Raw genomic sequence first — 20,588 nt, forward strand, 5'->3', positions numbered from 1 at the left:
TACGAATAACATTAAAAACTGTTAAACCAATGCTTATTATTATCACAGAATGTAATTAAGCGCAGAAATTCCTGGTATTGTTTTTCACGAGCCAGTTGCTTAAACTTTAGTCATGTAAGACAAACAAAGGAGACGGACAACTTGATTAAAATGGTCGCACTTGATTTAGATGGTACCCTGTTAACCAGTGACAAAACAATTTCAAAAGGCAACGAACAGGCCTTAAAAGCAATCCACGATGATGGTGTTAAGGTCGTTTTGTGTACAGGCCGACCGATTAATGCAATCTGGCGGTTCATCCAACAGCTTGGATTAACAGAAGACCTAGATTATACAATTACTTTTAACGGCGCGCTAGTCGTTCACAATAACGATAAGGCCGAACTGGCCAAGAGCGGGATTGAGAAAGCTGATTTGGTGCCGCTTCATAATTTTGTTAAAGCACAAAATGCCCCCTTGGATATCTTGGACTTCCAACAGGTTTATCCAATGACTGATTTGAAGCATTCAATGTATCAACAGCAGTTCAAAGGCAATATCGATTTTGTTCCCAGAGCATTTTCTGATTTGAGCACCTCAGATGAATACTCTAAGGCCATCGTCAGTGATCAGCCTGAACTGTTGGATCGATATCAAAGTGCCATGGATGATACACTCCGCAGTCAGTATCATATTGTTCGATCCCAGCCGCAGATTATGGAATTCCTCGCCCCAGGAATGGATAAAGTGGTTGGTCTGAAGGCGTTGTTGGATCACTTCGATATGGACTTTAACAATCTGATGGCGTTTGGCGATGCCGAAAATGACTTGGGCATGATTAAAAATGCTGAGATCGGCGTTGTCATGGAAAATGGCCAACTGCCTGTTAAAGAGGCCGGAGATGTGATCACAGGGAACAACGATGATGATGGCGTCGCTCAATTCGTTAATAAATATTTTGGCTGATTTACGTGCCATTCATATTAAATGTTAAGATTCAAGATTCCCTCCGTAAGTACTTTTATATAGTACGTTCATGTATTATTATGGACCTATTAATATTAATCAATCGGGGGAATGATTATGAAACAAAGACATGGCATCATAACAGTCATTTTAGCAATGATGTTTTCTATCGGTTTTCTTGCCAATTTTAATGCACCAGAGAATGTTGAAGCTAAACAAACAGTTAAAGTCGTTAAAGTCCAAAAGGTCGCATCGAAACCATATCGAGCTTCCAAGGGCTATATGTACAATTCGGCTAAGCTGACTAAGAAGATTCATAATTTAAAGAACTACAAAAAGACCACTTTCTATTCCAAAAAGCGGGTTACTGTACGGACTTCCAGCAATAAGAAATCGACTTATATGTATGTCGCCAATAAGAACGGCAAGATTAAAGGCTATGTTTACGCCAAGTATCTGAAACTTTATCAGCCAACGACAATTAATATTGTGGGGACGCCCACTAATTCAGGCAATACGCAAACTGAGACAACGACTCCCAATTTGATTTCAAAAGCTAATCTGGAGTCGATGATCGCCACTTCGCCGGATTTGGATCCGACTGGTCAGCTGCTCAGTTTGACCACCGGTGATTACGCCACCTACAAATCAGTTTTCGATAAAAACTTCAATGTTGGCGATTACGCTGATAACGGGGTTTTCAATAATGATCAGGCATCGATTTACGTTGAATCATCTCAGCTTGTTCCCTATGTTCAAAAGGCAATTGACAAATGGAACAATGCGCTTGGTAGTATCGTGTTCACATTGGGGACTCGTCAAAGCCACAGTATGACGTTGGATTTTGGTAACGGCCAAATAGCTGGTTGGGATGGCGTCTTCTTTGGTAATGGAATTGATGTTGATTACACATCTTTCCACGACAGCACGTATCCATATGGGTATCTCCCAATGTCATCAAACCAGCCAGTCACCATTCATCTTTCAACTGACGATACCAGTGGTGTTGGCGATGGGATGGCAGCTCATGCAGCTAACAATTTCCATTATGACCGTACCAATCATTACCTGACGACGACCATCACTGGTGTTCCCCGTGAGCTTTTGGAAACGTATTGGGTTGGTGTAATTACTCATGAGCTAGGTCATTCACTTGGCCTGGACCACACCCCATATTTCCAAGACATCATGGCGGCTCAGACAGGTGTTGAAGATGGTCAGAGCCAAGAAAATATGAAATACAACTGGACCGACTACAAAGACGCTGACAATACGCAGGGCGGAACAATGACCGCGACGCTTACCCAGCGTGATATTGATCGGGCCAAGCTGACTAAACTACTTGGTTACTGGTAAAATACAAACTTAAATCAATTAAATTCCAATGATGATCTCATCATTGGTTTTTTTATACCGCTGTGTCCCGGTCCATCGGCTCCAAAAAATTCAATTAGTGATTTGATTTTACTGGTTTGGCTCCGCCTGCCATAGTGGCTTTGATTTCAAGCCTGTAGTCTTGAAATACAAAGGTATCGTAATTGCCGATTTCATCGGCTTCAACGATACTTTCACTATGGCTGGCAATGCCAAACCAGTAAAATCAGGCAGCAGGGGTGATGTTCGGGTTGGTTTTAATAATGGGGATTACTAACAGAAGAAACTAGTGTCGACATTTCCATACTGCTAGATAGTTAAATTGCTTACCAAAGCTACAGGAAAGTCAGATGTCATATCGGATTCTAATCCTTTATCCAAGTAGCTGTGTTCCGGTTCACCGGCATTGCCAGCAGTAGTGAGAATGCTGTTGAAACGGCTGAAAGCCGTGATTACAGCATCTTGATATTTCGAGACTACAGGCTCGAAATACCAAGCCACTACAGCAGGCGGAGCCGATGGACCGGGACACAGCGATAGTCGTTTTCAATCAGAAACTTGCAAAAAAGCCTCCAAACCAATTTACATGGCTTAGAGGCTAAAGCGAGATTTAAAGATTAATGTTTACTGAACAGACCTGTCAGATTGCTCATGAATGCTTTCAGATAGGCATCAACGTCGGCATTAACCGCAACTTTAACGTTGGTATGTGGATCGTCCAAACGGGCAGGGTCACCGGTAGTTCGACCATAGTATTTCTCGTCGGTGGTGACATACATATTCAAGCCGATTGTTTGAACAAAGTCGGGGTTGATGGCAACACCAACTGCAAATGGATCATGAAGGGCACAGCCGTGAAGATCGGGGCTGGTAACTTCATATGCTTTAATGTAATAGTCAACGATGTCGGCAAATGCTTCACCTGATTTGGTGTGAAGATCACGCCATTGTTGGGTCTCTTTGTAAGTTAACAACGTTCTCAACGTAACGTCCAAGCCAACTTGAGTCAGTGGGGCTTTTCTAAAGACGTGGTCAGCAGCGGTTGCATCCTGTTGAATGTTGGCTTCTGCGACGTTGGTCACGTTACCTGGAACGGTTACAGCACCACCCATGATAGTGATGTTGCCGATTTCTTTGGTGATTTCCGGAGCTTTCTTGATGGCTGCATCCAAGTTGGTTAATGGACCAGTTGGAACCAAGATTAAATCTTTGCCGTATTTCTTAACCGCATCAATGAAGAAGTCGATGGCGTCGCCTTTTTCTGGTTGACGTTTTGGATCTGGCAGCTCAACATCACCAATTCCGTTTTCACCGTGAATTTGCGCACTAATCGGCATTCTGTCGAAGTGGTCTGATTCGGACGAGTGTGACAATCCTTGATATACAGGGACGTCTGTTGCACCCAAGAGTTCAAGAATCTTCAGTGAATTTTGAACACCATCTTCAACGTAAACATTACCGTATGAACCGATAATACCAATTAAATCAACAGCGGGATCGGCGACAGCATAGGCGATTGCCATTGCGTCATCAATACCGGTGTCCAGGTCAAGAATCATTTTTTTCTGAGCCATTAAGAACTACCTCCGTTTGTGTATTATCAAGGATGAAAACCCTTTACCTAATCATAACCGAATTTTTCTTGAAACTCAATTCTGCGGTAACCTTGAAACCAATTAATTTGTAAGTTACGCTTAATGGTATCAACCATAGGAGTGAATTATGAAATCTAGTGCTAAAAATTTAGGAAGTAAATTTTTCTCCCTGGTGTGGACCGGTGTCCGTCGAAATTATGATAATTTAGATGATAATATCGCCAAACACTTGGGAGAAACCGAGCCGGACAGCCCGGTTGAAATTCATTTGTCACGAATGTTTTCTCAAGTCTTTAAGCGGCACACCCGTGAGGAGGCTGACCGGTTATTTATCGTTGGGACCAAAACCACCACACCAAGTCTGCGCAAGGTATCCAGCCGACCAGTTACGCCATGGTTCTTTACGCGGGTCTTTTTACTGCTTGCAATTAGTTTTGTGATGCTGATGGCACTTCTGTTTGTCTTCAAGAGCAATAAGGTCATTCCCGGGATCATCTTTATCGGTTCTTTGGCCGTTCCGTTTTCCCTGCTGATGATGTTCTTTGAAATCAACGTGTATCAAAATATTTCGGTCCGGCAGACGATGGTCATCTTTTTGGTGGGCGGAATTCTATCGCTGATTGTGACGATGACCTTTTATTTAATCTTGCCAATTCGAACCGAAGTCAGCATTGAATCGGCATTAATTGTCGGGATTGTGGAGGAACTGGCCAAGTGTGTGGTCATTATCCTGTTCATCAATACGTACAAAGCGAATTATATTTTTAACGGCGTCTTGATCGGGGCTGCGATTGGTGCCGGGTTCTCGGTGTTTGAAAGTTCCGGTTATGTGAGTGAATATGGCCTGGCAACGATTTTTACCCGAAGCTTTCAAGCCATCGGCACCCACGCAATCTGGGCAGCCATTATTGGTGGGGCGGTGATCCTTGGCAAAACCCGGAAAAAGCAGTTTACGGTCAAAGACTTTTTCACGAAGCCAAAATTTTACGTCTTTTTCTTAATCGTCATTTGCCTTCACACATTTTGGGACTGGGATATCCCAAACACTGGAATCGGTGTATCATTATTGCAGGAATTTATTGATATTATCGTTGGCTGGTTCTTAATTTTCATCATGATTGATGCCGGATTGCGGGAAGTTAAGACGCTTCAGGGCCAACAAATTATCATTCATCGAAGTAAACAGAAAAAATTAGTAAATAAACGCTAGGAGGACCATGATGGCAGAAGTTGATTCATTCTACGACATTACAATTATCGGTGGCGGACCGGCAGGGATGTTTGCCGGATTTTACGCGGGATTGAGAAACGCCAAAACACAAATTATTGAAAGCCTCTCTGAAATGGGTGGCCAAGTTACCGCACTATACCCTGAAAAGACCATATTAGACGTTGGCGGCTATCCCAACATCAAAGCCAGAACATTAGTCGATGAACTGGAAAAGCAGCTCAGCGGCTCTGATACGGCTGTTAAATTAAATCAAACAGTGATTGATGTCGAACAGATCGACGGTGGTTACCAAATTACGACCAATCAGGAAACAACCAAAACCAAAGCAATCATCATTGCCAGCGGCGTGGGGGCATTTAACCCCCGTAAGCTCGCCGTTGACAACAGTGAAGATTTTGAAGGCAAAAGTTTATTTTACAGTGTTAAGCACTTGGAACAATTTCGTGATCAAACGGTGCTGGTGGCTGGTGGTGGTGATTCAGCCATTGATGAAGCATTGCTTTTGCATGGAGTTGCCAAAAAAGTTTATCTACTGCACAGAAGAGACAAGTTCAGGGCGTTGGAGCACAACGTGGAACGGTTGATTCAATCAACTATTGAACCAGTTACCCCTTATTTGATCAAAGGGTTAACTCAATTGGATAACGGTCAGGTTGAAGTCGAAGCCAAGAAAATGAAGACCGATGAAATCAAGAAGCTGGCCGTTGATAAGATTGTCGTGAACTATGGGTTCATTGCCCAAGACGATGCTTTGAACAAATGGCATGCCCATCCGGAAATCAACCGTGGTACCATCGAAGTTCAACCAAGTGGTAAGACCAACTTGGCCAATGTCTTCGCAATCGGGGATGTTTCCAATTATGACGGTAAACAGCCGTTGATTGCGACAGCCTTTGGCGAAGCGCCAATTGCCGTTAATTCAATTATGAAGAGTTTGTATCCGGATCGCAGAGGTCCGATTCACAGTACGTCAATTAAAAAATGAGACTAACCAAAAAAGTTATCCACGATCAATTTCGCGGATAACTTTTTTATTGTCTATCTAAATTATATTGCTTCAAAGCCTGACCAGTTCGAGATTTGGGTTCCTTCTGAGAATCTTTTGGCAGACCGGAGAACAAAATCCGACCACCGTAAATTCCGGCATCCGGGCCGACATCAATCAGCCAATCAGCCTTACTGATGACTTCCAGGTTGTGCTCGACGATGATCAGGGTGTTGCCGGCAGCCACCAGTTCATCAAATAACTTGATGAGCTTAGCAACGTCTTTCATGTGCAGGCCGGCGGTTGGTTCGTCCAACAGATAAATCGTTCCGGTTTTGTTTAATTGGACCGCTAACTTTAAGCGCTGCAGTTCCCCGCCAGATAAAGTGGTTAATGGTTGACCCAGAGTGAGGTAGTCCAAACCAACTTTTTGCATGTTGATCAATTTATCATACACTTTTGAGGTATCTTTGAAGAAATCAATGGCCGATTCAATCGGCATGTTGAGGACTTCACTGATATTCTTTCCGTGGTACAGGTAGCTGAGGGCTTCGTCATTGTACCGTTTGCCGTCACACATTTCACATTTTTGAACGACTGGGTCCATGAAGGCCATGTTGGTGATGGTCACACCTTTTCCTTTACAGCGGGGACAAGCGCCCTTGCCGTTGTAACTGAACAGGCTGGTCGAAGCGCCGGATGTTTTGGCAAAAATCTTTCGAATATCATCCAAGATATCAAGGTAGGTGACAGGCGTCGATCGGATATTGGTTCCAATTGCGCCTTGGGCCAAATCGATGTAGGGTTCATGGAGCTTTGGCCGTAATGCATCAACCAAAGAACTCTTTCCTGAGCCGGCCACTCCTGAGATGACAGTTTCTACTCCCAGTGGAATGGTCACGCTGACATCTTTTAAATTGTGAGTGTTGATATGGGTTAGAGAAATTGTTTCGTCAAATTGCCGTGGCTCGCGATACGTCAACGGCTGCTTCAGATATTTTCCGGTCATGGTGTTGGCACTCAATAACTGATCATATGTGCCGGTAAAGGTTATCCGACCACCACTGCGACCGGCTTTAGGACCAATTTCAACGACATAGTCGGCGATTGGGATCAATTCTGGATTATGTTCAACAACCATGATTGTGTTGCCCTTGTTTTTCAAATTAATCAGGGCGTTTTTAATTAATTGAATATCGTGGGGATGCAGACCAACGCTGGGTTCATCCAAAATGTAGACCATATCGACAAGTGAACTGGTCAAAAATTTAGCGATCTTAATCCGTTGAGTTTCTCCGCCAGACAGGGTTTCGGTACTTCTATCCAAGGTGAGGTAGCCAAGGCCGATATCAATCAGCGACTGAATTTTGGTAGCGACTTCACGGATAACATCGGTGACCAGCGGGACGTTGATTTCATGCAGGAACTTCAATGCATGAACCAGGTCCATCGACAGAACATCTGCAATATTTTTGTCATTGATTTTGCAAGTGAGGACTTCAGGACGAAGGCGAGTCCCATGACAGTCTGGACAAGGCCTTCTGGTGACAATTTTAGCCAGGGCTTCTTTGTGGTGCTGGGCCTCACGTTTGCCGATGATGGAGCGGCGAATTCTGGGAACCAGGCCTTCATAAAGAGCAGTCCGGTGCCATGCCGATGGGGCATCTTTCAACGTTTGTTGGGGTGCATACAACAATGTATCCATTTCTTCTTTGGTGTAGTCTTTCAGAGGCTTGTCGTTGTCAAATAAGCCACTGTCGGTGTATCGCCGCCACCGCCAAGTGTTGGGTCCAAAGCTGACGAAGGTGATTGCGCCTTGGTTCAACGACTTTTCAGGGTCAATTAACGTATTGGCATCAATATCATCAACGTAGCCTAATCCCTGGCACTCTTGGCACATACCTTGAGGCAGGTTAAACGAGAAGGTGTCTGAATAGCCGACAAAGGGCTTTCCAGCTCTTGAGAACAACAACCTCAATAATGAATAGATTCCGGTATAAGTTGAAAGTGTCGAACGGGCATTCTTACCAATTCGCTTTTGTTCGATCACAATGGCAACTGGCAGATGTTCAATGCTTTTAACGTGGGGCTGACCATATTTTGGCAGATACTGTTGGGTGAAGCTGGGAAAGGTTTCGTTAAGCTCTCGTCTGGACGTTGCGGCGATTGTGTCGAACACCAGCGATGACTTTCCGGATCCTGACAATCCGGCAAATACCGTGATCGCGTATTTGGGAATTTTCAAATCAATATGCTTCAAATTATTTTGATATGCATCATGAACGTCAATTGTGCCTTTTTCAAACATCTAAATAGAAGCCTCCTATTTCTTTTTATGTTCCCTGACAGGAGCCGACCTTTTGTGACCTGCTTCTTTTTTGAGTTCTTTTTGCATTTGATTAACTTGTCGTGAGAGATGAGTCACCTGCTTGGTTAATTCCTTGAGGGCATCTGTTTGGTCAACGTGCTTGTCTTGAGATGTGAAGAAATCGGTAATTGTTGAGGTTAACAAACCAATAAAACCGATTCCACCGAGCATTAGGATGGCTGAGATGATTTTGCCACCATCGGTCTTTGGCGTGATATCCCCATAACCAACGGTTGTCGCTGTCGAAATGGCCCACCAGAGTGAATTCTGCAGGGAATCATGTTCAAATGACGCGAAGATCAAGGAACTGAAAATCAGAATAACCAAGGAAATTGATAACAAGTAAATAAAACCCGTGTCGTAAAGAAACTTGTGGAGCGCATTGGTCCATTTGCCTGAAATACCGAACCGCCACAACAAGTTGTAGTAACGGACAATTGAATAGATTCGCGCGATCCGAAAGAAGATAAAAATCGGATGCGATGGAATCAATGCGATTAGATCAAACAAATTGGAGATCAGAAAGTCTTTCTTTGACTTGGCCAGTTTAAATCTGACTAAATAATCGATCAGAAAAAAGAGCCATATGAGTCCGAATACAATTCGGTATGGCCCTTGTCTGAGGGTTATTTTGGCAGCGAGTGCCAGAAATGCCAGAGCAAAGGAAATCAAAGCCAATGAAACAACCAGGATATTATAAAGCAGAATGCCTTGTCGTTTTGTGTCTTGTTTTATCTCAGATTCCCCCTAACGACTGCTATCGTTATTATTTGCATCTGGATTGGTGATCTTGATTCGGTTACTGTCAGTGGTCTTATGGTGAATTTCGGGTGCGTCGGTGAAGTATTCCTTCCAAGTGGATTTATCACCATTCTTGGAGTAAATACTGGTTGACTTCTTGCCAAGCCGTTCTTCAATTCGTCGTTCTTTTTGGTATAAGTCGGCGTAGTTATACTTCCGAGGGTCGATGGATTTGAAGCCCTTTGGATGGTAGAAACGCAGAAGGTTCTTCTCATTGAGTGAATCCGAGAGTGACAATTCGGTGTCGACTCTTTCCCGATCCTTCTTGACTTGAGCCTGCTGACGCTTGGTCAACTTCAGCAGTTGGCCAGTCTTATTGGAATAGATATCGCCGCTAATGGACGTGAACGATGGGCTGACCCAATCCTGGTTTCTGAATGCGACAACTTGATCGTGTTGTTTCGATAGCAGATCGGTCCCAAATTGTACGTAGCGCTTGCTGCTGACACCTAACAAGTGCATCAGAGTCGGCAGAACGTCAATTTCACCACCGTATTTTTTGGAAACAAAGCCGTTCTTTTCTCCAGGGATGTTGATAATTAACGGAACCCGCTGGAGCTGAGCGTTGTCAAAGTCATCCCAATCATCTGGATTCTTGCCCAGAGCTTTTGCTAAATTGGTGTTTTCAGAGTTCGAGATACCATAATGATCTCCATAAAGCAGGATAACTGAGTGTTTAAGCAGGCCGGTTTTGCGCATATAATTATAAAATTCATGAACGGCCTGGTCCAGATAATGAGCAGTCAGGAAGTAGTTATCAACGACGTTATCGCCGGTATCGGTTGTTTTAAAGTTGGTATCTTCTTTGTCCAAATCGTATGGAAAATGGTTGGTAACCGTAATGTACTTAACATAGAAGGGTTGTTGGAGATTCTGAAGGTATTTGACAGAGTCCCTGAACAACAGCTTATCTTTCAATCCATAGCCCAATGACCGGTCACCAGTGGTGTTGTAATAACTGGCATCAAAGAAGTATTGATATCCCATGTTCTTATAAACATTGTTCCGATTCCAGAAACTGGCAATGTTTCCGTGGAAGACGGCACTGGTATAGCCGCGGCGTTGGTTGAGAATTGCCGGAGCGGCTTGGAAAGTATTATCGCTGCCGAGCTGGGCAAATAAGGATCCCTGCGGTAGGCCATAGGTACTGGTTTCAAGCATGTTTTCAGCATCGGAAGTTTTCCCCTGACCGACTTGGTGGAAGAAGTTCTTGAATGCGTATGAAGACTTGCTGCCATAGAGCTTGTTCAGGAATGGCGTGACTTCTTGACCGTTGATTTTCTTGTTAATTAGGAATTGTTGGAAACTTTCCAAATGGATAATGATGACATTTTTACCCTTGGCAATCCCATAGTATTTCTTATTTGGCTTGGCGTAGTGCTTGCGGGTGAATTTTAGAACATCATTTAGCTCTGATTTAGTAGCTGTAGCCCGCAAATCGTTATTATGCTGGGACTTTAGCCCATCGTAAACGGTAAAGGCGTCTAATCCCAAGTATTTAACTATGTAAGCTCGATCAAAGGTCCGCGTCAAAAGCTGAGGCCGATCCATTTCGGCTAATGACAGATTAACCGCGAAAAAGAGAACTGAAAATGAGGTCACTGCAAGGCCAATTCGGCGGTTAAGCGGACGGGGGTCGATCTTGATTTTCTTAAATACCAGCAGGCCAATGATAACGATTAAATCGATCCAATAAAAAATATCATGAAAGTTGGTTAGGGCAAGTGAACTGCCACTGAGCCCCTGATTGACCTTGGAGTAGCCGGTCATGGTGCTGACCGTCATGAAATCTGTGAATTCCCGGAAGTAGATGACGTTCAAGTAAAGTAAAACGGTATTCAGAATTGAGATTAGAAGTGCAATTGGATAGAAGAATCGGCTCTTTTTAAAGTAAAGGGCGATGCTGAGCAGTAGCGTCGTGGTTGCCAATGGATTAATGAGAACAATGAAGAATTGAAAGGGATTGGTGATTCCCAATCCAAGGTCAACAAAATAGGCCAACATGGTTTTGGCCCAGAAGCAGACGATTAATAGAACGATAAACCCCTTCCGTGTGCTGCATTTTTCCAGGGTCCAATTAATATATTTCAAAACGAATTTGCTCCTTAAAATAATTACTTGCTTCATCTTATCAAAAAATCATGACAAAATATCAAAAATCAAGCGATTTTCTGGAAATCTTAAATTGATTTGACCTGCGCGCGGTCGGAAAAACTTGGTATACTTTAGATATTAAGGGTAAAGGAAGTGTCATCATGAGTAAATTTACTTTGTACATGGTTCGTCACGGACAGACCTACTTTAACATTTATAACAAGCTGCAGGGATGGAGTAATTCACCACTGACAGATAAAGGAATTCAAAATGCGGTTGATACCGGAGAAAAGCTCAAGAACACCAAATTCGCTGCAGCTTACTGCAGTGATACGACGCGAGCAGAACAAACCGCCCAGACCATTTTGGATAAAAATGATGCTTCAGATATTGATGCGCCAATTACATCAATGTTCTTTCGAGAAGAGTTCTATGGCTATTTTGAAGGAAACGATATGGATCAAGCCTGGTATCTGGCAGGCGCACCTCATGGGCTGCCGACTTTTAGAGATATTGTTGATAAATACTCAATTGGTAAAGCCAAGGACTATTTGAAAGATGCCGATCCATTCCATCAGGCTGAAAATAATGAAGAATATTGGAAGCGACTGGATCAGGGATTTGATTTAATCAAGAGCAATAAGGATATTAAAGACGGCGACAACGTATTGTTGATCAGCCATGGCAATACACTTTTGAGCATCGTTGAGCGATATGGTAATGGTAAATACGATGTGACCGAACGGCCGGCTAATGGCAGCTTGACAAAGCTGGAAGTTGACGGCGACAACATTAAGGTCCTTTCATTCAACGAACAATAAATTTGATAAATATAGGTAGGTAGCAATGTGGAAATTAAGGTAACAGATCAATTAGATGATATTTATCAAGATGCTCGCGCGATTCGTCGTCACGTGTTCGTGGAAGAACAGGGCATCAATGAAGCCGATGAGTTTGATGGTACAGATTCCGATGCATTTCACTTTGTTGCCTATGAAGACAGCGAACCGGTGGCGACTGCCCGAACTACGGTAACTGAAGATGGCGTTCATATTCAACGGGTGGCTACCGAAAAGGCTGCTCGTCATCAGGGATATGCCAAACAATTGATGGAAGCAATTCTTGATTCAACAATGTTTCAAGATGCACCCAGATTTTACTTGGGTGCTCAGGCGACCGCAATCGGCTTCTATGAAACGCTGGGATTTAAGCAGTATGGTGATCCCTTTATGGAAGTCGGGATTAAGCACGTGAATATGGAAAAATTGATTAATAAATAAAGGACCGGGAAGTTTCCCGATCCTTTATTTTTTGTGTCTTGAGCGGAGCCATTTCCATACATGATGGATGCTAATTGCCGAGGCAAACGACAAAATCCAGGTACCAATATAGACTGTTATAATCCCGATTACCGGATGGCTGCTTGTCAGATTTCGCCCAAACGATAACCATAGTAATTGATCCCAAAAGACATTTGATAAAAAGGCGGGGTAGGCGTAATTGGCCATGATATGGACAGTTTCAGTAATTTGCCGTTTATGTCCAAGCTGGTAGACTGCCAACGCTGCAATCAGCATGATTATCACCAGATCATAAATTGCCATTGAAGGTTTGTAGTAGGGAGCGTTGGCCAATTGGACAGGCAGTCTGTATTGGAAGAGCTCCAGGTTAACCCAAATAAGTGAACCCAAAGCAACCAACAAAATCAGTGGCCACCATTTGCGGAGAAATTGGCTTGTAAATCGGCGATATTGCCACGCTAGAACGCCAATGACACCATAGATGAGAAAACTAATAAATAACCGGTCCAATAAATACCAATCGTGCATGTGAGGGCCGTGGAAGACCTGAGCATCATAGAAAGTCAACCACCCAAAATATATCACGACAGTTGTTGATAGAGCGATGAGTCCCCTGGAAGAACGGCTTTTGCACCACGCAGCCAGCCACCAAAAGAATGGCATTAAAAAGATGAACTGAAGCATCATCGAATTATACCAAAGGTGAGGGGCAGCATTACCATTGACAAATTGCCAGGCAAACTGAGCAAGGGTGTGGTAGTGACTCACTTGCTGAACCCAAGGCATGAGTACCAGATAAATGGTTGTCCAGAGAATTGTCGGTAAGAACAGTGTGTGCCACATCTGCCCCAAGTATGCACGATAGCCTAGATCAGTTTCACCAGTGACACGAATGGTCGTATATAGAATGCCGGTGATAAAAGCCGGTGCAGTGAATTTGATTAAGTTGTATGTAATCCCGATACCCATTTGAATTGTCGAGCTGGGATGAGTTGTTAAAGCGAGTCCGAGGATAGTCTGCAGCATGACCGTTGTACAGGCAATTATTTTTAGATAATCACCAATATCCGGGGTGGTAGGTGACTTAGCTTCGTAGTCCATTTTTTGGATACTCCTTCAATCAAATCTTATACTCTAAATATACCAACGAATCACGAGAATGCAAAAACAGGCTGGAAACAAATGAATGTTTCCAGCCTGTTTAGGATAGATGATTGAATTGTTAATTGATATTATGTGTTATAGATTAATCGTCTGTATCGTTGTCAGCATCGAAGTTGGCTACGTGAGCAGATCCAACATAGTTCCACCATGGTGCTTTAACAGATTCAGTAATGACTCCGCGGTTTTGAGCATCGATCATCTTACCTTTACCGATGTACATCCCAACGTGAGAAATTGATGATGCGCTCCAACCGAAGAATACCAGGTCACCCTTTTGGATGTTACTGTATGATACCTTTTGGCCGGCGTTATATTGTGCTTGGGCGGTACGAGGAAGTGATACGCTCGCAGCCTTCTTGAAAACATAGCTGGTAAATCCTGAACAATCAAATGCTGATGGGCCAGTGGCACCATAAACATATGGCTTGCCGAGGTTTTGCTTAGCTACTTTGTATACAGCTGCATATGATGCATCTGTATCGTCAGCTTTTGATGCTTGAGCATCTTGGAAACCGGCGAATGACAATGTGAACAATGCTACTAAAGTTAATAATATTTTTGTATGTAATTTCATTTTTTATCAACAACTCCCTATCAAATCTACAAGTACCAGAATACCAATGAATTGTTGCAGGAGTGTAACAAACTATTTGCAATGCAGTTAAATGTCATATGACGTTTGCAACAAAAGTCACTCAGCTTGTGAATATCCGCTTACATGCCCATGCAAAGGAGCATTTGTAAGTGAGCAAACAAAAAAGACATTCAAACCGAATTGAATGTCTTTTTTGACGATTTTGGGTAATATGTCAGTTGACTTTTATTAGGTGATGACGTAACAGGAATATAAAAATTAATAAATTATTTATTTGTTCTTTAAAATATTCTTTTTATTTGGCAAAGTAACTGCTAGTTTACCCATCGAAGTGACGATCATTGGCAGAATCAGGTAGTAAACACAAACTGTGTAGATGACAATTAATGCCGTTTCAACCATTGCAAACGATGCACCGAACGTTAATCCAATGGCTAACGCGATGACGACTAACAGAATGTAACGAACGATCTTACCATAACTTGCCATCGTTGGTCGAATCCATTCCAGAAGTGACAATTCCGTGTACCTGAACGACAATCCCAGGGCAATGATCTGCCAAGCAGCGACGGCGGTTAAGATGCTGACCGCCAGTATTGGAACCTGCCAGTCAAATTGATTGGTGCCGGTTGCGTAATGCATTGTCAAATACGTTAATTGGAAACCGGTGACTGCAGACATGACAAATGCAATCGTCCAGTACAGCGGCTGAAGAATTGATCGGCTGACAATGAACACCGTTACCAAGATTCCAATGATGACAATTGCCAGTAAGGTGATGAAATGATGATTCATCTTGGATTGATTCATTGATTGCGTAACTGGTTCACCGGTAAAGGCAATTTGATCAGAAGAAAGTGGTGTCCCTCTTAATTGAAGGTGAACCTGTTGTTCCAACGTTTTGACCTGTTTTATATTGGTCTTGCTGGATGGGGCATTCTTCATCACAACTTGAATCGTTGTAATCTTTTTATCCTGACTGGTGTAGTTCAACATGGTTTGGAGAAAATCGGTATCCGCCAATTGTGCTTTGGTAATGTAATAAACGTTGGCGGCACCAGACTTTTGGAGGCCATTCAAATAATCGTAAATGTTATTCAACTGATCGGTTGAGGAGTTAACCTGGCTGCCGACCTGCTTCAATTGCTTTTGAACCTGGCTGATTTGCTGGCTGTAACTCTGAAGGTTATTGGCACTGTTTTGACCATAATTTTGAATGACTGATCCTTCAGCGTTTAACTGACTGATACCGGCTGAAACAGCCTGCAAAGATTGATTCAATTCGTTAATCCGCTTCTGATATGCCCGAACTCTTGCAGAAGCCCCTTGTTGAACGGTAACACTGGAGTTGGCGGCAACGCTGTTAACCTGTGATGCGAGACTGGAACTGTCTTGCACGATCTTGTTGCTTTGCTTAACCAGTTCCTGCATTTCTTTAACCTGTTGTTTCAGGCCGGATAAGTTCAGATTGCTGCCGCTGCTGTCTATTCCATTGGAGGCTTGGGACAGCTGGCCGGTTGCCTGCTTGGCATTCAATCCGATTGATTCCAACTGATTGGAAACGTAATACTTCTCAATTGGCATACCGCTTGGCTGAGTTAATGAATAAGCCGCGCTGACACCCTTGGTATGCTGCAGCTTAGTTGTCAGTTGATCCAAATGCTGGAGGTATTTTTCGTTATCCAGTGGTTGATCGTTTTTCAAGTAAATGGTAATTGGGGTTGCTTTTCCTTGTGAGAAATGAGCTTGAAGGACGTGGGCCCCTTTAACAGCTTGGTTGGTTTTGGCCAAATTGGTCATTGGTGAATAATTTAAACTTGTGTGATAGAAATAAATAAATGGCAGAGTTAAGTACAAAACGACCAAAAATGCGGCGATTGGCTGCCAGAGCGAGAAATCGGTGGCCCGGTTCCAGAAGTGTGATTTCATAGCAGTCAACGGGGCGTTGGATGGCCAGAAGAGGCTTTCGCCAAGAGCAGCCATGAAGACGGCGTTTAATGTCAACACGGCCAGCATCAAGACGACATAAGTGATGCCAAGTACCCATAATGACTGGAGTTGATCATAGTTGATGAAGCCACAGCAGGCAAAAATGACTGCCAAGGCGCTGCCAACAATGATGATTGGGAACCGCAGGGCAGAAATGGTTTGCTGAGTAGCATAGCGGGCTTCCCGCTGCATTGATAGGACACTGCGTAGCTTACGATAAATGTAAATATTCCAAATCGTTCCCAGAACCACGGTCGCAATCCCGATTTCAAGCGGTGCATATTGGGTAAAAGCAAAGTTAAAGTGTTTTGCCAAGGCAACCGAACCGCTGAAAGAAGTCACAAAGGCTGCAAATAAAGTAATGAATGAAATGATTGGTGCAAAGATCGATCGGAAGTAAATCCCGACAATCAGCATCGAAACCACAAATAGGGTAATCAAAATGATATTTGTAACTTGAGCGGTCTTTTCGTTATTGACGTCGCGGACAATTTCTGGACTGGTAATATAGGATTTCAGTCCGGAAACTTTGACCTCATTGACCAATTCATTGGTTAATACCCGTAAAGTATTATTTTGGGCATCAATATCCAGACTGGCAATTTGAGTTGATCCGTCTTTAGACAGAAGTTGCTGCTTGCCGGCAACGTTGGTGTTAAGCGTCACAATCTTTTTGATACTGTAAAATGATTGATGCTGTTTGAGTTTATTTAAGGCCGTGTCAATCTTAGTCTGCTGCTTAGGGGTAATCTTGCCCTTTGGATTGGTGTACACAACGTTGATGGTTGAGGCTTTTCCAAGGTTATATCCCCAATCTTTGCGCATACTTTGCGCTTTGGCAGGCTGAGAATTTTGGCTGAATGTCGGCTGACTGTATGACTGCAGCGTGTCAGTCACGTTGGGAGCGGTTATAATTGCAATAAATGCAATAATCAGCCATACTAACAGCGTGAATAAGCGATTTTTGTGTAATTTTGCGATAGTTTCCTTCATTAATTCGTCCCCTAAATATGTATGTATGAAAAAGGCTCATATATTAAGAGTTTACCATTTTATAAGGCGCAGTGCGATACGTTTTGGGCGTTTTAGTGTATATTGGAAGAATTGTTGTAAAATTTATTCGACTCATTCTGATGGGAGGTTCTTAAATTGTGTACAAGTATCTTTCAAATTGGCCAAGAAGATGGTGCCCACGTTCTGTCGCGGACGATGGACTGGCCACAGCTGGGAGCGCATCCCGTTTTCGTTCCACGTAACTTTGCCTGGCATTCAGTCTATGACGATAAAAAGTATGTCACCAAATACGCAACGCTGGGTTCGGGCCATCAGCACGCCAAACGAATTGATATGTCCGATGGCGTTAACGAGTTTGGTCTGGCTGTTCAAAAACTGACATTCACAAATGGCAGTGAGTTGGTAGAAGAACCGGGTGAAGATAAAATCCACCTGGCACCATTTGAATTGTCATTCTTTTTGTTGTCCAACTATAAATCAGTTGCCGATATTGAAGATCATATTGAAGAAATTGAATTGATGGCTGATAAACACAGCTTAATGAAATACGGGCACAGTGAGCTGCATTTTGCTGCTGCTGATCCAACCGGCAGAATTGTTGTCATCGAACCGGTAACGACGCCAATTGAAATTATTGAAAATCCGCTAGGGGTTCTCACCAACAGTAATCATTTCGACAGACAAATTGATAAGCTGAACAAATATTTGGACTTCACGCCAGACTTTATCAACGGGACTGTCCCATTAAACACACCGCGGGTAACAACCGGAAATGTGTCGGGAAAGTCCATTCCACCTGGTTCGTATTCACCAGGATCCAGATTTGTACGAGCTTCATATTTAAAAGAACGAATCGATATCCCCCAAAATGAAAATGAAGCATTTGATAATTGCTGGCATATTTTGGACTCGGTTAACGTACCTAAGAGTAGTGAGCATCAACCAACGTATTCGGTTTATCGGGCAGCGGTGTGCTGTGAAAGTCGGAACTACTATTATCAGCCTTACCATGCCAAGTCTGTCGCTAAAATTCAGTTAACCGATGAGTTGATTCACTCTAATGAAGTAAAATTTTTCAAAGTTGATGATAAAATCACCTTCAATGAGTTAAACTAATATATTGGAGATATTTCTGGGGAGAGTTCAAGTTGCGAAAACAAAGTTGGCGGGTTATCTTATTATTACTAATAACTTCTGTGGTTTTAGTGGCCGGGGTTACAATGCGCAGTCAGTTAAGTCACCGGCAGCCAGCTCAATCAGCGCCGACGTTGGTTCAAAAAAAGCCGAATCACTTTTCGGAACGCCAGAAGAAGACCTTTATCAGTCAAGTTGGTCGTCCGGCTGTGAAACTTTATTTGAAGAACCGCCAAGTCTTGCCGAGCGTTGTTATCGCTCAAGCAATTCTGGAATCGCAATTCGGAACTTCCGAGTTATCAACTTCGGCCAACAATTTGTTTGGTATCAAGGGCAGTTATCGCGGCCAGTCTGTTCAGTTCTACACCGGAGAAGTTGAAAATGGAAAATCGATCAAAGTTTTGGCTCAGTTCAGAAAGTATCCGAACCTGGCCGCATCGATCGCTGATCACAATCAACTGGTGAGCTCCAAGTTCATTAAGTCGAAGAACATATTGAGCTATCGCAAGTCAACGCGCCTGCTGCAGGAAAACGGCTATGCAACAGATCCCCACTATGCATCCAAGTTGAATCATATTATTGTTAAATATGATTTGAGTCGGTATGATCTGAGGGCGCTGAATGAGAGAGTGTAGGGCAGAGTGTGACGAGACCCGGGTTGACCCCGGAGTGTAAGACCGAAATTGTAATGATAAACGATCTTTGTTTATCGTTACAATTTTGGCCTTACACAGTAGGGGTCAGGGTCGTCGAAACACGTTTAGTCTATGTAAAAGTTGAGCTGCCACAAAGTAAGATACACAGCTTTCAGCCCACCATCAAACCACAGAACCACATCTAAGAAAAAAACATTAAGTCAAATAATTTGTTGAGGTGAATGCGACATTGTTGAATTGGGTTTCTGATTTATATGGTCCATTTTTTGATCCCCATAACTGGGGAACGGTTATTACCAGTGGGAGTGACTGGCTGATTATTTTGTCATTGGTCACCATTGAATGTTTGCTTTCAGTTGATAATGCCGTTGTCCTGGCAGCCCAGACCCAAGCGCTGCCAACCAAAGTTCAGCGGGAAAAGTCCCTGTTCTATGGGCTGTGGGGGGCTTATCTCTTCCGCTTCCTGGTTATTGGAGTTGGGACATACCTGATTCACTTTTGGGAAATCAAAGTAGTTGGTTCACTTTATTTGTTTTATCTGGTTTACCAGTTCTTCAGGAAAACCAAGATTGTTCGAACTAAAAAGCTTGCAAAAGGTAAGAAACACGGCCTTTCATTGTTTTGGTCGGTTGTCGCCCAAATTGAATTTATGGACGTGGTTTTCTCAATCGATTCTGTGTTGGCATCACTGGCAATTTCTTCAAATCCGGTGATTGTCCTCATGGGTGGGATGATTGGTATCCTGGCAATGCGGGGTGTCGCTGAAGTGATCATGAAGCTGATGGCCGTCATTCCCGAACTTCAGCCAATGGCGTATGTGTTAATTGCCATTATTGCATTGAAGTTATTCTTGTCGATTCCGGCTATTGATATTGAAATTCCGGCAGCTGCATTCGGTGTGATTGTGATAGCCGCGGTTATTATTACCTTAATTATTCATTATGTACGAAAAAATCGGAGGACTGACAATGAGCACGGAGATAACGCGTGATAATTTAACCAAAGAAACTGATAATAAAATCACCATTATCGATTTCTGGGCGCCATGGTGTGGTCCTTGTAAAATCTTGGACCCCATTTTGGAAGACTTGGAAAAAGATTATGGTGATCAAATCCATTTTGGTCGCATGAATGTCGATGGCAATCAGGAAATTGCTGAAAAATACCATGTCTTGAGTGTTCCCAGTCTAGTTGTTTTCAAAAACGGCAAAGCCGCTGAAAAAGTTTCCGGGATTTACCCAAAAGATAAGTTACGAAAATATTTCGATCAAAAAATTGCAGAAGTTCAATAAAGTTTGAAAGGCATTTTACCGGCTCTTCGTCAACTGTTGTTGGTGAATCC

At 43.1% G+C, this 20,588-nt stretch carries 17 protein-coding genes; 10 read left to right on the forward strand and 7 right to left on the reverse strand.

Translation table 11 applies throughout. The features are described from left to right. Positions 1-150 precede the first annotated feature (150 nt). Both FD17_RS10260 and FD17_RS10265 read left to right on the forward strand, forming a co-directional pair. The gene (locus FD17_RS10260) at positions 151-945 is read left to right on the forward strand and encodes a Cof-type HAD-IIB family hydrolase (protein ID WP_057826116.1); all 795 of its coding nucleotides are present in this window, start codon (positions 151-153) and stop codon (positions 943-945) included. Positions 946-1,062: 117 nt separating this feature from the next. Beyond that, on the forward strand, positions 1,063-2,301 hold the full coding sequence (locus FD17_RS10265; RefSeq protein ID WP_235803211.1) for a M57 family metalloprotease: 1,239 nt from the start codon (positions 1,063-1,065) through the stop codon (positions 2,299-2,301). 635 nt (positions 2,302-2,936) lie between these two features. On the opposite strand, the gene FD17_RS10270 is transcribed toward FD17_RS10265, so the two are convergent. After that, positions 2,937-3,893, reverse strand: a complete 957-nt coding sequence (locus FD17_RS10270; RefSeq protein ID WP_057826101.1) for a nucleoside hydrolase — start codon at positions 3,891-3,893, stop codon at positions 2,937-2,939. Positions 3,894-4,041: 148 nt separating this feature from the next. Here FD17_RS10270 and FD17_RS10275 point away from each other — a divergent pair, with 148 nt between their 5' ends. Both FD17_RS10275 and FD17_RS10280 read left to right on the forward strand, forming a co-directional pair. Continuing rightward, a complete protein-coding gene (locus FD17_RS10275) occupies positions 4,042-5,124 on the forward strand; it encodes a PrsW family intramembrane metalloprotease (protein ID WP_057826102.1) in 1,083 nt (360 codons plus the stop codon). Positions 5,125-5,134: 10 nt separating this feature from the next. Further along, positions 5,135-6,130 carry an NAD(P)/FAD-dependent oxidoreductase gene (locus FD17_RS10280; RefSeq protein WP_057826103.1) on the forward strand — a complete coding sequence of 332 codons (996 nt, stop codon included), beginning with the start codon at positions 5,135-5,137 and terminating at the stop codon, positions 6,128-6,130. Between the two features lie 46 nt (positions 6,131-6,176). Here FD17_RS10280 and FD17_RS10285 read toward each other — a convergent pair whose 3' ends face one another. The 3 genes from FD17_RS10285 to FD17_RS10295 are packed head-to-tail and all read right to left on the reverse strand — an operon-like array spanning position 6,177 to position 11,390. After that, positions 6,177-8,438 carry an ATP-binding cassette domain-containing protein gene (locus FD17_RS10285; protein WP_057826104.1) on the reverse strand — a complete coding sequence of 754 codons (2,262 nt, stop codon included), beginning with the start codon at positions 8,436-8,438 and terminating at the stop codon, positions 6,177-6,179. A gap of 15 nt (positions 8,439-8,453) precedes the next feature. Then, on the reverse strand, positions 8,454-9,233 hold the full coding sequence (locus FD17_RS10290; protein WP_057826105.1) for an ion channel: 780 nt from the start codon (positions 9,231-9,233) through the stop codon (positions 8,454-8,456). Between the two features lie 12 nt (positions 9,234-9,245). Beyond that, positions 9,246-11,390, reverse strand: coding sequence for an LTA synthase family protein (locus FD17_RS10295; protein WP_057826106.1), 2,145 nt, complete (start codon positions 11,388-11,390; stop codon positions 9,246-9,248). A 164-nt stretch (positions 11,391-11,554) separates the two neighbouring features. Between FD17_RS10295 and FD17_RS10300 the strand changes: the two genes are divergently transcribed. Further along, a complete protein-coding gene (locus tag FD17_RS10300; RefSeq protein WP_057826107.1) occupies positions 11,555-12,214 on the forward strand; it encodes a histidine phosphatase family protein in 660 nt (219 codons plus the stop codon). Positions 12,215-12,241: 27 nt separating this feature from the next. Then, a complete protein-coding gene (locus tag FD17_RS10305) occupies positions 12,242-12,673 on the forward strand; it encodes a GNAT family N-acetyltransferase (RefSeq protein WP_057826108.1) in 432 nt (143 codons plus the stop codon). 24 nt (positions 12,674-12,697) lie between these two features. Here FD17_RS10305 and FD17_RS10310 read toward each other — a convergent pair whose 3' ends face one another. From FD17_RS10310 to FD17_RS10320, 3 genes are all read right to left on the reverse strand, one after another. Then, the gene (locus FD17_RS10310) at positions 12,698-13,795 is read right to left on the reverse strand and encodes an acyltransferase family protein (protein ID WP_057826109.1); all 1,098 of its coding nucleotides are present in this window, start codon (positions 13,793-13,795) and stop codon (positions 12,698-12,700) included. 145 nt (positions 13,796-13,940) lie between these two features. Then, a complete protein-coding gene (locus FD17_RS10315; protein ID WP_057826110.1) occupies positions 13,941-14,432 on the reverse strand; it encodes a C40 family peptidase in 492 nt (163 codons plus the stop codon). Positions 14,433-14,723: 291 nt separating this feature from the next. Further along, positions 14,724-17,435, reverse strand: coding sequence for an MMPL family transporter (locus FD17_RS10320; protein ID WP_057826111.1), 2,712 nt, complete (start codon positions 17,433-17,435; stop codon positions 14,724-14,726). 156 nt (positions 17,436-17,591) lie between these two features. Between FD17_RS10320 and FD17_RS10325 the strand changes: the two genes are divergently transcribed. The 4 genes from FD17_RS10325 to trxA all read left to right on the forward strand — a co-directional run bounded on the left by FD17_RS10325 (position 17,592) and on the right by trxA (position 20,538). Then, positions 17,592-18,572 carry a linear amide C-N hydrolase gene (locus FD17_RS10325; RefSeq protein ID WP_057826112.1) on the forward strand — a complete coding sequence of 327 codons (981 nt, stop codon included), beginning with the start codon at positions 17,592-17,594 and terminating at the stop codon, positions 18,570-18,572. Positions 18,573-18,604: 32 nt separating this feature from the next. Next, entirely contained in the window at positions 18,605-19,225 is a 621-nt protein-coding gene (locus tag FD17_RS10330) for a glycoside hydrolase family 73 protein (protein WP_057826113.1), read from the forward strand. A gap of 253 nt (positions 19,226-19,478) precedes the next feature. After that, complete coding sequence (locus FD17_RS10335) at positions 19,479-20,237, forward strand: TerC family protein (protein WP_082617194.1); 759 nt, start codon at positions 19,479-19,481, stop codon at positions 20,235-20,237. Further along, positions 20,215-20,538 carry a thioredoxin gene (gene trxA / locus FD17_RS10340; protein ID WP_057826115.1) on the forward strand — a complete coding sequence of 108 codons (324 nt, stop codon included), beginning with the start codon at positions 20,215-20,217 and terminating at the stop codon, positions 20,536-20,538. The genes FD17_RS10335 and trxA overlap by 23 nt, the downstream gene beginning before the upstream one ends. Positions 20,539-20,588: the final 50 nt, after the last annotated feature.

This window comes from Lentilactobacillus sunkii DSM 19904, assembly GCF_001435575.1.
GTDB lineage: Bacteria > Bacillota > Bacilli > Lactobacillales > Lactobacillaceae > Lentilactobacillus > Lentilactobacillus sunkii.

Excerpts from the sequence above, each read along its gene's own strand:
- FD17_RS10260 (WP_057826116.1), top strand. The coding sequence starts at position 151 with ATGGTCGCACTTGATTTAGATGGTACCCTGTTAACCAGTGACAAAACA.
- FD17_RS10265 (WP_235803211.1), top strand. The coding sequence starts at position 1,063 with ATGAAACAAAGACATGGCATCATAACAGTCATTTTAGCAATGATGTTT.
- FD17_RS10270 (WP_057826101.1), bottom strand. The coding sequence starts at position 3,893 with ATGGCTCAGAAAAAAATGATTCTTGACCTGGACACCGGTATTGATGAC.
- FD17_RS10275 (WP_057826102.1), top strand. The coding sequence starts at position 4,042 with ATGAAATCTAGTGCTAAAAATTTAGGAAGTAAATTTTTCTCCCTGGTG.
- FD17_RS10280 (WP_057826103.1), top strand. The coding sequence starts at position 5,135 with ATGGCAGAAGTTGATTCATTCTACGACATTACAATTATCGGTGGCGGA.
- FD17_RS10285 (WP_057826104.1), bottom strand. The coding sequence starts at position 8,438 with ATGTTTGAAAAAGGCACAATTGACGTTCATGATGCATATCAAAATAAT.
- FD17_RS10300 (WP_057826107.1), top strand. The coding sequence starts at position 11,555 with ATGAGTAAATTTACTTTGTACATGGTTCGTCACGGACAGACCTACTTT.
- FD17_RS10310 (WP_057826109.1), bottom strand. The coding sequence starts at position 13,795 with ATGGACTACGAAGCTAAGTCACCTACCACCCCGGATATTGGTGATTAT.
- FD17_RS10315 (WP_057826110.1), bottom strand. The coding sequence starts at position 14,432 with ATGAAATTACATACAAAAATATTATTAACTTTAGTAGCATTGTTCACA.
- FD17_RS10320 (WP_057826111.1), bottom strand. The coding sequence starts at position 17,435 with ATGAAGGAAACTATCGCAAAATTACACAAAAATCGCTTATTCACGCTG.
- trxA (WP_057826115.1), top strand. The coding sequence starts at position 20,215 with ATGAGCACGGAGATAACGCGTGATAATTTAACCAAAGAAACTGATAAT.